9 protein-coding genes are annotated in these 13,132 nt (G+C 72.8%); 6 read left to right on the forward strand and 3 right to left on the reverse strand.

Annotated elements, in window-relative coordinates; translation table 11 throughout:
* Positions 1-14: 14 nt before the first annotated feature.
* Positions 15-1,274, reverse strand: a complete 1,260-nt coding sequence (locus ACZ4FH_RS30080; protein WP_467308844.1) for a D-arabinono-1,4-lactone oxidase — start codon at positions 1,272-1,274, stop codon at positions 15-17.
* A 347-nt stretch (positions 1,275-1,621) separates the two neighbouring features.
* Here ACZ4FH_RS30080 and ACZ4FH_RS30085 point away from each other — a divergent pair, with 347 nt between their 5' ends.
* On the forward strand, positions 1,622-3,124 hold the full coding sequence (locus ACZ4FH_RS30085) for an exopolysaccharide biosynthesis polyprenyl glycosylphosphotransferase (protein ID WP_467308845.1): 1,503 nt from the start codon (positions 1,622-1,624) through the stop codon (positions 3,122-3,124).
* A gap of 98 nt (positions 3,125-3,222) precedes the next feature.
* Here the strand turns inward: ACZ4FH_RS30085 and ACZ4FH_RS30090 are convergent, their stop codons facing one another.
* Positions 3,223-4,206, reverse strand: coding sequence for a GDP-L-fucose synthase family protein (locus ACZ4FH_RS30090; protein ID WP_383634210.1), 984 nt, complete (start codon positions 4,204-4,206; stop codon positions 3,223-3,225).
* Positions 4,207-4,319: 113 nt separating this feature from the next.
* Between ACZ4FH_RS30090 and gmd the strand changes: the two genes are divergently transcribed.
* Genes gmd through ACZ4FH_RS30115 form a run of 5 tightly spaced genes read left to right on the forward strand, consistent with a single transcriptional unit; the run spans position 4,320 to position 11,881 of the window.
* A complete protein-coding gene (gmd, locus tag ACZ4FH_RS30095; protein ID WP_467308848.1) occupies positions 4,320-5,333 on the forward strand; it encodes a GDP-mannose 4,6-dehydratase in 1,014 nt (337 codons plus the stop codon).
* On the forward strand, positions 5,330-8,110 hold the full coding sequence (locus tag ACZ4FH_RS30100; protein WP_467308850.1) for a LamG-like jellyroll fold domain-containing protein: 2,781 nt from the start codon (positions 5,330-5,332) through the stop codon (positions 8,108-8,110). Before gmd ends, ACZ4FH_RS30100 begins: the two co-directional genes overlap by 4 nt.
* Complete coding sequence (locus tag ACZ4FH_RS30105) at positions 8,107-10,362, forward strand: LamG-like jellyroll fold domain-containing protein (protein ID WP_467308851.1); 2,256 nt, start codon at positions 8,107-8,109, stop codon at positions 10,360-10,362. The genes ACZ4FH_RS30100 and ACZ4FH_RS30105 overlap by 4 nt, the downstream gene beginning before the upstream one ends.
* A complete protein-coding gene (locus ACZ4FH_RS30110) occupies positions 10,359-11,057 on the forward strand; it encodes a hypothetical protein (protein WP_467308853.1) in 699 nt (232 codons plus the stop codon). Before ACZ4FH_RS30105 ends, ACZ4FH_RS30110 begins: the two co-directional genes overlap by 4 nt.
* Complete coding sequence (locus tag ACZ4FH_RS30115) at positions 11,054-11,881, forward strand: glycosyltransferase family 2 protein (protein WP_467308854.1); 828 nt, start codon at positions 11,054-11,056, stop codon at positions 11,879-11,881. The genes ACZ4FH_RS30110 and ACZ4FH_RS30115 overlap by 4 nt, the downstream gene beginning before the upstream one ends.
* Here ACZ4FH_RS30115 and ACZ4FH_RS30120 read toward each other — a convergent pair.
* Positions 11,870-13,042: a glycosyltransferase gene (locus ACZ4FH_RS30120; protein ID WP_467308856.1), complete on the reverse strand. Its 1,173-nt coding sequence runs from the start codon at positions 13,040-13,042 to the stop codon at positions 11,870-11,872. The two genes, ACZ4FH_RS30115 and ACZ4FH_RS30120, sit on opposite strands and share 12 nt — an antisense overlap.
* Positions 13,043-13,132: the final 90 nt, after the last annotated feature.

A 13,132-nucleotide genomic window follows, 5' to 3' on the forward strand; every position in this document is an offset into this window, starting at 1 on the left:
CGCCGCGCGGGGGCTCAGCGCGCGAAGTGGCGGTCCAGGAAGTCGTTGCGGAAGGTGCCCTCGGGGTCGTGGCGGGCCATCAGCGCCTCGAAGTCCCGGTACCGGGGGTAGAGCGTGCGCAGCACGTCGGGCGGGGTGCCGAAGACCTTGCCCCAGTGCGGGCGGGCGCCGAAGGGGGCCAGCGCCTCCTCGATCCGGGCGAGCACCGGGGCGACCGCTTCGCCGTCCGGGACCCAGGTGAAGTGGAAGGCGACGGAGTCGCGGCCGAAGGCGGGGCTGAGCCAGAGCCGGTCGGCGGCGACGGTGCGGATCTCGGAGATCTGGAGCACCGGGGCGATCAGGTCGCGGATACGGGCCAGGGCCTCGTAGGCGGCGGCCGCGTCCTCACGGGCCACGAAGTACTCGGACTGGAGTTCGTCGCCGTTGCTCGGGGTGAATTCCAGCCGGAAATGCGGCAGCCGTCGGTGCCAGGGGCCGGGGACGCCGCCCTGGCGCGTGCAGTGGCCGGCGTCCATGCCGGGGACGGGGTGGCGCGGACCGCCGGCCGGGCGCGCGCCCGGCAGCAGGGCGGGCACCTCCTCGGCGCCCGGGTCGCCGACGCGCTCCTTGAGCCAGACCTGGGCGAGCGGTCCCGGCCGCCAGTCGGTGAAGACGCTGACGCTGTACGCGGCGCCCGTCACCGCGTCGAAGCCGTCGGTCAGGACGGAATCGGGCAGATCCTCGTACACCCACTGCCGCACGTCGAAGGCGGGTACCAGGTCGAGCGTCAGCCTTGTCACGACGCCGAGCGCGCCCAGCGCCACGACCGCGCCGTCGAAGCCGGCGTCGCCCCGGCCCAGGGTGAGCTTCGCGCCGTCGGCGGTGATCAGGTCGAGGGAGCGGACCGCGCCCGCGAGGCACGGGAGCGCGGCCCCCGAGCCGTGGGTGCCGGTCGCACAGGCGCCGGCCAGCGAGATGTGCGGCAGCGAACCCAGGTTGTGCAGCGCGAACCCGCGCGCGTGCAGATCCCCGGCGAACTCGCCGAAGCGCAGCCCGCCCCCGACCGTCGCGGTGCGCGCCTCCGGGTCGATGCCGACCTCGCGGGGCAGTCCGGCCACGGAGACCAGGTCACCGGTGGTGTCGGCGACGGTGTTGAAGGAGTGCCGGGTGCCGAGCGCCCTGACCGAGGTGGCGGCGGCCACCGTCTCCCGCAGTTCGGCCTCCGAGCGGGGGACGCACAACCGCTTCGCCCCGAACGTGATGTTGCCGGCCCAGTTCGTCTCCGCGGGAGTCACCGTGCGTCCTTCTTTCGCTCGTGTCCGGGGCCGATCCCGCCCCGGCACCACGATTCTCCCAGACGGACATATCCGCACAGCATCCGGTTCCCCCACGTCCCACATACCAACAACCGGCTACAGAACCTGAGATCCCGTACGGATCGGGACGAGTTCATGCCCCCTTCGCATGTCTGAACTTCACTGGAACAGCAGCGAAAGGGCACGTGTGTGGATATCGTGCACCGAGCGAGGGCGCATCCGTCAGTCCACAGGATCGGCGGATGCGCCCCGTTTGTGGCGATGCAACTGTGACTGGGGGGTTCATGGGGCATGTCGAGCTACCCGAATCCGAAATATCAGGACCCGTGGGACTGGCAGGGGCGCCACGTCCGCGGACCGCTTCGAACCGGCTCTGCGGCGGGGCCTCCGACCGGCCGCCGCAGGGCCCGACCGTACAGCGCGACCGTTCGGCCCGGACCAGGGCGCGAACGGGGACCGGCCGGCGTCTGCCGTTCGTCGTCTGCACCGACCTGCTGGGCCTGGGGGTTCCCGGCTGGCTGGTGCTCCGCGCCGGCGCCCAGCCCTCTCCGGCCGCCGCGGCGGCCACGGCCGCACTGGTGTGGTGCTGCGTGCGGGCCGCTCGCGGCCGCTACGCACGGCGGCCGGCCGATGCCGCGTCCGGCGCCCTGACCGCCGCCGGGGACTGGCTGCTGCTCATCGGCGTGGTGGCGGTGATCGGCACCGCCGCACAGGCCCCGGTCGATCCGGCGACGGTGGTCGTCGCACTGCTGCCCGGACTCCTGGTGGCCCTGGCGGCCGGAGGCGTGCGGCGGCTGCCGTGGTCCCGGCGGCGGAGCGCGGTGCGCCGGGTGCTGGTGGTCGGCGAGGCCGCGGGGGTGGACCGGGCGGTGCGGCTGCTGACCTCCCGGAGCGATCACGGCTACCGGGTGGTGGCGGCCCTGCCCGTCGGCACGACGGCCCTGGGCTGCGAGGCCCCGGTGCCGGGGCGGCTGGCTCCGGAGCCCGCGGACGACGACGCCTCGACGGTCCTGGGCGCGGCCTTCGCGTACGAGGCGGATCTGGCGCTGGTGGTGCCGGGCACCCGGCTCGCCGAGGAGCGGTTACGCCGGCTCTCCTGGGCGCTGCACGACGGCGGGCTCGACCTGTCCGTCCTCTCGCACCTCTCGGAGATCTCCGAGCGCCGGGTCCGCCCCTCGTCGGCCGCGGGTCTCACGCTGCTGCACATCGCGCCGCCGCTGCGGCACGGGCCGCAGCCCGCGCTCAAGGCGGCGGTGGACCGTGCCGGTGCCGCCCTCGGTCTGCTCGCCCTGGCGCCCCTGCTGCTGGCGGTGGCGGTCGCGGTGCGGCTCACCTCGGCCGGGCCGGTCTTCCACCGCCAGGTCCGCCAGGGGCAGCACAACCGCCCGTTCACCATGTGGAAGTTCCGCACGATGGTGGCGGACGCCGAACGGCACCGGGCGCGGCTGGCGGCCGCGAACGAGACCGACGGCCCGATGTTCAAGATGCGCCGGGACCCCCGGGTGACCCGGGTGGGCCGGCTGCTGCGCCGCTCGTCCCTGGACGAACTGCCCCAGCTCTTCAATGTGTTACGCGGTGACATGTCCCTGGTCGGTCCCCGTCCGCCGCTGCCCGACGAGGTGTCCCGCTACGACGAGCGGGAGCTGAGGCGGCTCGCGGTCAAGCCGGGGCTCACGGGCCTGTGGCAGGTCAGCGGCCGGTCGGACCTGTCCTGGCAGGAGACCGTCTCGCTCGATCTCTGGTACGTCGACAACTGGTCGGTGGCCACGGACATGGGGCTGATGGCCCGGACCCTGCGCGCCGTCACCGACGGCCGCGGCGCGTACTGAGGGCGGCGGGCCGGATGGGGGGAACGGGATCGGGCCGGAGGGACCGCCGCGCGGTGGCGGCGGTCCCTCCGGCGGGGACGCCGGGCGGGCGGCACGGGTCAGCGCGGGGCGCCGCGCTCCTCCAGCCAGCCGGCGTAGGTGCGGGCGATGCCCTCGCGCAGCGGTACGCGGGGGGCGAAGCCGAGGGAGGTGAGCCGGGAGACGTCCAGGAGTTTGCGCGGGGTGCCGTCCGGCTTCTCCGTGTCCCAGCGCACGGCACCCCGGTAGCCGGTCACCTCGGCGACGGTTCCGGCGAGTTCACGGATCGTCAGGTCCTCGCCGGTGCCTATGTTGACCGGTTCCTCCGCGTCGTAGCGCTCCAGCAGCAGGACGCAGGCGGCGGCCAGGTCGTCGACGTGGAGGAATTCGCGCCGGGGGTTTCCGGAGCCCCACAGCACCACCTCCGGCGCACCGTCGCGCTCCGCCTCGTGGAAGCGGCGGATCAGCGCGGGCAGGACGTGCGAGCTCTCCAGGTCGAAGTTGTCGCCGGGTCCGTAGAGATTGGTCGGCATGGCGCTGATGTACGAGGCGCCGTACTGCCTCCGGTAGGACCGGGTCTGCACGATGCCGGCGATCTTCGCGAGGGCGTAGGCCTCGTTGGTCGGCTCCAGCGGGCCGGTGAGCAGGGCGCTCTCGGGGATGGGCTGGGGGGCCAGCCGGGGGTAGATGCAGGACGAGCCGAGGAAGAGCAGCCGCGGGATCCCGGCGGCGTGCGCCCCGGCGATCACGCTCAGCTGGATGCGGAGGTTGTCCTCCAGGAACTGCACCGGATACGTGCTGTTGGCCATGATCCCGCCGACCCGGGCGGCGGCGAGCACCACGGCGTCGGGGCGGGTGTCGCGGAGGAAGGCGGCGGTGCGCTCGGCGTCGCGCAGATCGAGCGTCTCGCGCCCCCGGGTGAGGACGTCGTGGCCGTCGGCGGTGAGGCGGCGCACCAGCGCCGAGCCCACCAGGCCCCGGTGGCCGGCGACGAACACCCGGGCGCCCGGACGTAGCAGGGACGGAACGGATTCCTGGGAGGGGCCGGGGAGATCAGTCGTCATGGCCCGGATTCTGCCAGCACCGTTCCGATGTCGTGATGTTTTGCAACAGAACGCTCAAGTCTTGACATTTCGGTGACCGATCGCCGTTCCGGCGACCACAGAAGGGGGGACACATGGGGAAGACCGCGCTCATCACCGGTGTGACCGGGCAGGACGGTTCGTACCTGTCGGAACTGCTGCTGCAGAAGGGCTACACGGTCCACGGGCTGATCCGTCGCTCGTCGAGCTTCAACACCGAGCGGATCGACCACATCTACCAGGGGCCCGAGGAGGAGCACCGCTCCTTCGTGCTGCACCACGCCGATCTCGCCGACGGGGTGGCGCTGGTGAACCTGCTGCGCGACATCCGGCCGGACGAGGTGTACAACCTGGGCGCGCAGTCGCATGTGCGGGTCTCCTTCGACGCGCCGCTGTACACCGGTGACGTCACGGGGCTCGGCACGATCCGGCTGCTGGAGGCCGTGCGGGCCAGCGGGGTGGAGACCCGGATCTACCAGGCCTCGTCCTCGGAGATGTTCGGCGCCAGCCCGCCGCCGCAGAACGAGCGCACCCCGTTCCACCCGCGCAGCCCGTACAGCGTCGCCAAGGTCTACTCGTACTGGGCGACGGTCAACTACCGCGAGGCGTACGGGATGTTCGCGGTCAACGGGATCCTCTTCAACCACGAGTCGCCCCGGCGCGGCGAGACCTTCGTGACCCGGAAGATCACCCGGGGGGTGGCCCGGATCAAGGCGGGGCTCCAGAGCCGTCTGCACCTGGGCAACCTGGACGCGGTGCGCGACTGGGGGTACGCGCCGGAGTACGTCGACGCGATGTGGCGGATGCTCCAGTGCGACACCCCGGACGACTACGTGGTGGCGACCGGGGAGGGCGTCAGCGTCCGGGAGTTCCTGGAGTACGCCTTCGAGCACGCCGGTCTCGACTGGCGCGAGCACGTCCGCTACGACGCCAAGTACGAACGGCCCAGCGAGGTCGACGCGCTGATCGGGGACGCCTCCAAGGCCGCGGAGCTGCTGGGCTGGAAGCCGGCGGTGCGGGCCCGGGAGCTGGCGCGGATCATGGTCGACGCCGATGTCCGGCTGCTGGCCGACCAGTTGACGGGCGCGGCCGTGCGGGTGGACCGGTGAGACCGCGGGGGCGGCCCCGGCGCGGCGGGGTGGTCGCCACGGTCCTGGCGCTGGCGGCGGGCGTACTGACGGCCTCGGCCGCCACCGCTCCCCCGGCCGCCGCGCTCACTCCCCCGGTCGCGTTCACCGCCGACGACCTGCCGACGTACCAGACGAACGGCATCGTCTGGACGCTGGCCGAGGCCGACGGGGTGGTCTACGCGGGCGGCACCTTCACCCGGGTGCGTCCGGCGGGTTCGGCCCCGGCCGAGGGGGCACCTGCGGTGAACTTCGCCGCGTTCGACGCCGCCACCGGGGCGCCCACGGGCTGTTCGCTCTCCTTCACCCGGACCTCCGGCACCGCGACGGTCCGCGCGCTCGCCGTCTCCCCGGACCGGTCGACGCTCTACGCGGGCGGCTACTTCAACGCGGTGAACGGGACGGCGGTCAACGGCCTGGCGGCGATCGACACCGCGACGTGCACCGTGCGCCCGGGGTTCGCGCCGGGCTTCGGGGCGACCGTGCGGGCGCTGGACGTGGCGGCGAACGGCACGGTGTACGCGGGCGGCGACTTCCAGACCGTGAACGGGACCGGCCGCCGGTTCTTCGCGGCCGTGACGCCGTCCGGCGCGCTGACCGCGTGGAATCCGAACGCCGACGACCCCGGCCGGACCCTGAGGGTCACCCCGGACCAACGCCATGTGCTGATCGGCGGGGACTTCTTCACCGTGGGCGGGACGGCCTCGCACGCGCTCGCGGTGACCGGCGCGGACACGGGCGCGGTGACCCGCGCGTACCCGGACAACTTCATCCCCGCCTCGGCGGTGATCAAGGACATCGTCACGGACTCCGCCTCCGGGGGGTGGTACGCGGCGGGCGAGGGCGCGGGCGGCGCCTCGTTCGACGGCCGGCTGGCGATGGACCTGGCCGGCTTCGGCCAGCGCTGGCGGGACACCTGCCAGGGCGCCACCCAGGCGCTGCGGGTGTATCAGGGGGTCCTCTACGCGGGCAGCCACGTCCACGACTGCTCGACCATGGGCGGCTTCCCCAACCAGGTCCGCAAGCACCTGACCGCGCAGAAGGTGGACGATCCGGCGATGCTCGGCTGGTGGCCGGACACCAATGACGGCATCGGCGAGCCGGTGGGGCCGCGCGCGCTGACCGTCGCCTCGCGGGGCGGGCGGGACTTCCTCTGGGTGGGCGGCGAGTTCACCACCGTCAACGGGGCGGCGCAGCAGTCGCTGACCCGGTTCGCCACCTCCCCGGACACGGGGGCGCCCTCGGTGCCGGTGGTCAGTGTGTCGGCGCCGCGCGCCGGGCAGGTGCGGGTGAGCTGGCGCGCGAGTCTGGATCTGGACGACAGCCTGCTCACCTACCGGGTGTACCGCGACGGCGGGTCCACGCCGGTGTACACCACGACCGCCTCGTCCCTCTTCTACAGCCGGCCCCAGCTCACCTTCACGGACGGCGACGTGGTGACCGGGCGGAGCTACACGTACCGGATCACCGCGAGCGACGGCCGCACCACCAGCGCGCTCTCCCCGGGGGCCTCCGTCACCGCGGCCGGTACGGCGAGTCCGTACGCGGCGCGGGTGCTGGCCGACGGGGCGGAGCTGTACTGGCGCTACGACGAGGCGGGCGGCTCCTTCGCGGCGGACGCCTCGGACGGCGGCGACGGCGGCGTGTACATGAACGGGCCCGGGTACCGCTCGGCACCGTCCGCCGTGGCCGGCTCCGCCGCCCTGGCCCTCGACGGCACCGACCAGTACGTGTACAGCGACCGGCTGCACCACTACACCTCGCCGTCGCCGTACTCCATCGAGACCTGGTTCCGCACGGCGACCACCCGGGGCGGGCGGCTGGTCGGATACGGCAACAACATCGGCACCGCCCAGGGCCACACCAGCTCCATCTCCGACAAGATCCTCTATCTGACCGACACCGGGCGTCTGGCCTTCGGGGTGCAGACCGGCAGCACCGGCAGCCGTCCGACGCTCACCTCGGCGGCCTCGTACAACGACGACGTCTGGCACCACGCCGTGGCCACCCAGGGGCCGGCCGGGATGCGGCTGTACGTGGACGGGGTGCAGGTCGCCGCCAACACCACCGCCGGGAACCGCTCGTACAACGGCTACTGGCGGGTGGGCGGGGACGCCATGTCCGCGGTCTGGCCGAACCGCCCGACGAGCGGCTACTTCGCGGGGCGGATCGACGAGACCGCGCTCTACCCGACGGCGCTGAGCGCGGAGCAGGTGGCCGCGCACCACGCGCTGGCGGACACTCCGGCCGGCCCCGGGGAGACCACGGTCGCGCTGACGCCGGCCGAGGACGCCTATGTCAACGGCGTCGCCCCGAACACCACGTACGACGACAACCAGCTGGCCTCCCGGGGCAGCACCCCATACCTCGGCTATCTGCGCTTCGCGCTGCCGCGCGCACCGGCCGGGCAGCGGCTCACCTCCGCCCGGCTCACCTTCCGCACCTCCTCCGATCCGACGGCCGGCTCGGCCGAACCCCACACCCTCGTGCCGGTAACCGGCGCGTGGAGCGAGTCGACCGTCACCTACCACACCCGGCCGTCGCTCGCCGCGACGGTGCTGGGGACCATCTCCGGCGCGACCGCCGTCTCCACGGACTACTCGGTGGAACTGGACGCGCCGGCCCTGGGCGGGGCCCTGGGCTCCGCCTACTCACTCGCCCTCACCGGAAGCGGAACGGACAGTCTGCGCATCTGGTCGGGCGAGATCGCCACCGCGGCCTGGCGGCCGCAGCTCGTTCTCACCTTCGGAGCTGAATGATGAACCCCACCACGGGGCACGGACGGGGACGCGGCCGGCTGCGGGCCGCAGCCGGCGCGCTCTGTCTGCTCGCCGGCGCGCTGAGCGCCGCCGCCTCGGGATCCCCGGCATCGGCGCTCACCCCGCCGGTCTCCCTCACCGCCGACGACCTGTCCACCTGGCAGACCAACGGCATCGTCTGGTCCATGGCCGCCTCGGCCGACGGCACGGTCTACGCGGGCGGCACCTTCTCCACGGTCCGGCCGCCCGGCGCGGCGGCCGGCACCTCGGAACAGCCCGCGGTCAACTTCGCCGCCTTCGACGCGGCGACGGGCGCGCCGACCGGGTGCAGCCTGTCCTTCACCCTCTCCTCGGGGACCGCGACGGTGCGGTCGCTGGTGCTCTCGCCGGACGGCTCCACGCTGTACGCGGGCGGCCAGTTCGGGTCCGTGAACGGGGTCGGCGTCAGCAACATCGCCGCCGTCGACACGGCCACCTGCACGCCCCGGCAGGACTTCAAGGTCGCGGTGTCGGCGACCGTGCGGGCGCTCGCGGTCACCGACGACACGGTGTACCTCGGCGGCGACTTCAACAGCGTCGCCGGGCAGACCCGGAACAAGTTCGCCGCGGTGACCACGAGCGCGCAGCTCAAGCCGTTCACCGCGAACACCGACGAGGTCGGCCGGGCCGTCGAACTGACCCCGGACGGGCAACACCTGGTGATCGGCGGGGACTTCTTCACCGTCAACGGGGCGAACTCGCACGCGCTGGCCGTGGTGGACGCCACGACGGGCGCCGTGACCAGGAGCTATCCCGGGTTCATCCCGAACACCTCGACGGTGCAGGACCTCACGTCGGACGCCACGCAGTTCTACACCGCCAACGAGGGCACCGGCGGCGGGGTGTTCGACGGCCGGATCGCGCTCGACCTCGGCACCTTCGACCAGGTGTGGCGCGACACCTGCCTGGGCGCCACCCAGGCGATCCTGGTCCACGCGGGGGTGCTGTACAGCGGGAGCCACGCCCACGACTGCGCGTCCATGGGCGAGTTCCCCGACCAGCCGCGCAAGCATCTGCTGGCCCAGGCGGTGGACGACCCCAAGCTGCTGCCCTGGTTCCCGGACACCAACGACGGGATCGGCGAGCCCGTCGGCCCCCGGGTGATGGCGCAGACGGACAAGGGCGGGCACCACTACCTGTGGGTGGGCGGTGAGTTCACCACCGTCAACGGGTCGGCCCAGCAGGGGCTGACGCGGTTCGCCGACGGTCCGGACACGGGCGCGCCCTGGGTTCCCAACGCCAGTGTCTCCACCCTCCGCCCGGGTGAGGTGGACGTGAACTGGCAGACCAGTTTCGACACCGACGACGGGGATCTCACGTACCGGATCTACAAGGACGGGGCGAGCACGCCCGTGCACACCGTGACCGCGTCCTCGGTCTTCTGGGACCGCCCCCAGCTGACGTGGACGGACCGGGACGTGGCGGCGGGCGAGACCCACACGTACCGGATCAGCGCGAGCGACGGCACCAACACCAGTGCCAAGTCGCCCGCGGTGACCGCGGTGGTGGCCTGGGGCCCGGAGCCGTATCCGACCCGGGTGATCGCCGACGGGGCCTCGCTGTACTGGCGTTACGACGAGGGCGTCTCGACGTTCGCCGCCGACGCCTCCGGGAATCAGGACAACGGCTTCATGCGCAACGCCCCGGCCTACCGGCAGACGCCGGCCGCGGTGCCCGGCCCGTCCACCGCGATCGGCTTCAACGGCACGGACGAGTACGTCTACAGCAACCGGCGGCACGACCAGCCCGCCGCGTTCACGCTGGAGACGTGGATCAGAACGACGACCGTCCGAGGAGGGAAGATCATCGGCTTCGGCAATCTGACCATGGAGAACAGCGGCACGTTCGACAAGCACGTCTACATGCGCAACGACGGACGGCTGATGTTCGGCGTGTACAGCTCGGGCGCCCGCCGCACGGTGGCCACCACCGCCGCCTACAACGACGGCGCCTGGCACCATGTGGTCGCCACCCAGGGTGCGCGGGGCATGGCCCTCTACGTCGACGGCCAGCTGCGCGCCTCCAACAGCCTGTACACCAACAACCAGGCCTTCGCGGGGTACTGGCGGGTCGGCGGGGACAACCTGGCCAACTGGCCGAACCGTCCCACGAGCAACTTCTTCGCCGGGCAGATCGACGAGACGGCGGTCTACCCGACCGCGCTCAGCGCCTCGCAGATCGCCTCCCACTACACGCTGGGGACGGGTGGATGAGACATCCCTTCCCGGCCGGCGCCGCCGTCGTGGTCCTGACGGCGGCGCTGGCCGCCTGCGGCTCCCCGTCCCCGGACGGCGGAGCGGAGCACGCGCCCCGGGCGGCAGCCGCGGCCTCGCCGTCCCCGGCCACGAGCCCGGCGGCCGGGGGCGGGAAGCCGGCCTCCGCGGGTCCGGCCGCCCCCGCCGACACCGGGCCCAAGGTCCCGAGCGACGAACTGACCCCGGCCACCGGCTCGTTCACCAAGAAGCAGAAGGAGTATCTGGTCGACCGGGTGCCCAAGGGCATGGACCCGGCGGCCGTGCTCCAGACCGGGCAGGAGACCTGCGACCGGCTCACCTATCTGGTCAGGGCCGACCCCGACGTGGCCGTCGGCGCGATCGTCACCGGAGAGATCGCGAACGCGGAGGCGGCCGTGGAGCATCTGTGCACCGGACACCAGGACCTGGTGGACCGGGCGGCCGGGGGCTACGCCGACGGCACGTACGAGGGCCGGGCCCTGCGCCCGGGGCGCTACCGCGACGTCAGCCCGACCAAGGCCTGCTCCTGGCAGGTCACCGGGGCCGGCGGCAAGGATCTGGCGTCCGGATCCTCCACGGACGGCGGACGGAGCACGCTCACGATTCCGGCCTCGGCCCGCACCTTCACCTCCACAGGCTGCTACGCCTGGCTGCCCGTAAAGGACAAGGGATGAGCAAACTGCCGATAGCCGTGGCGATCCCCACGAAGAACGAGGGGCTCAACATCGCCGAGGCGGTCCGGTCGGTCCTCGGTCATTTCGAGGCGGTCGTCGTCGTCGACTCGCACAGCACCGACGACACGGCCAAGATCGCCGCCGAGTGCGGGGCCGAGGTGGTCCTGTACACCTGGGACGGCGGCCATCCCCGCAAGAAGCAGTGGTGCCTGGACCATGTCCGCACGGACCTGGACTGGATCCTGCTCCTCGACGGCGACGAGCGGCTGAGCCCGGGGCTGCTGGCGGAGCTGCGGGAGGTCTTCGCCGATCCGGCCGCGCCGAAGCCCGCCGCGTACGACATCCCGCTCGGGTACTGGTTCTCCGGGAAGCGGCTGCGGCACGGGTACACCATCCGCAAGCGGTCCCTGACCGACCGCACCCGGGCCCGCTATCCGGAGGTGGGGGACCTCGACGCGCCGGGCATCGGCGAGGTGGAGGGCCACTACCAGCCGGTCGCCGAGAGCACCGGCGCCTTGCGCCATCCGATCGAGCACCAGGACCTGGACCCGGTGACGGCCTGGTTCGAGCGGCACAACCGCTACTCGGACTGGGAGGCGTGGCTGGAGCACCATCCGGACGTCAAGGAGCAGGTGCGCCGGGTCAAGTCCCGGCAGGGGCAGCTGTTCCACAAGGCGCCGTTCAAACCGCTGGTGTCGTTCGCGTACATGTATCTGTACCGGAGGGGCTTCCTGGACGGGCGGGCCGGGTTCGACTTCGCCCTGGCGATGAGCTTCTACCGGTGGCAGATCGCGCTGAAGTCCCGGGAGGGCTCAGCGCGGTGAGCCGGCGCGCCTCCGGCGGACCACGTCCTCGTAGGTCCGCCGGAGCGTCCCGGTCACCGCGTCGATGGTGAACTCGTCGTTGACGAGCTTCCAGGCGGCCCGACCCGCCTCGGCGTTGGCCCGCGGCTCGAGGAGTTCGAGGACGGCCCGCGCGACCTTCGCGGCGTTGGCCCCGTCCTCGCCGGGCCGGCTGTCGACGACCCGGCCGGCCCCGGCGCGGGCGACATCGGGGCCCAGTCCGCAGGTGCGGGTGACGACGACGGGCGTGCCCACCGACATCGCCTCCAGGACCGAGACGCCCAGCGGCTCCTCGATCGACGGCAGGACATACACATCGGCCCGGCGTCCGGCGTCCAGGACCTCCTCGTGGCCGAGCGGTCCCACATGGTCCAGGGAGTCCAGCACGCCCAGTCTCCCGGCGAGGGCCAGGGTGCCGGGCAGGGCCCCGGTGTCGGGCCCGGCGAGGACGAAGCGGGCGTCGGGGTGCTCGGCCAGCACGGCGGGCATGGCGGCGACGAAGTCCTCGGGGCGCTTGCGCTGCTGGATCCGGGCGAGGAAGAGCACCGTGGGCGGGCGGCCGGGCTCGCGGGCGGGCTTGAAGTCCTGCGGGCGGACCCCGTTGACCAGCCGGACGGTGCGGGTGAGGGCGACCGGGGCGGCGACCGCGTTCACATCGAGCCGTTCGGCCTCGGTCAGATGGAGCACCGCGTCGGCCCCGCGCAGCACCCGCCGCACCCCGAGCAGGTCGGTGAGCTGGGCGACGCGCTTCTCGGTGGGGTCGACCATGCCGTGGGTCTGGACGACCAGCGGAGTGCGGCCGGCCAGGGCCAGGAGGGCGGCGGGCAGGGTCACCAGATCGCGCATCAGATGGACGTGCACGAGGTCGGCGCCGCGCATCATCCGGCGTGCGGCGCGCAGCAGCGGCAGCGAGGTGATGCCGCTGACCTCGAACATCGGCAGCAGGTGCCGGGCCTGGAAGAGGTGGACGGGCACCCCCTCGACCTCGGCCGGCAGCGCGCCCTCGAAGTCGTCGCCGAGCGCCATGATCCTGGCGTCGTCGCCTCCGGCGCGCTGCACCTTGGAGAGGTTCAGCGCGACCCTGGTCGGGCCGCCGAAGGCGTGGTCCGGAGTGTGCAGCGTGACGATGTGCAGGATCTTCACCGGGGTCCCCCTCGCCCTCGTCCGACTGTTCACAGACTAGTCATCACATCACCCCAAGTGGGTTGATTCGTTAAGGTGTTGGCAGGTTCA

The organism is Streptomyces sp. NPDC024555 (assembly GCF_055559335.1).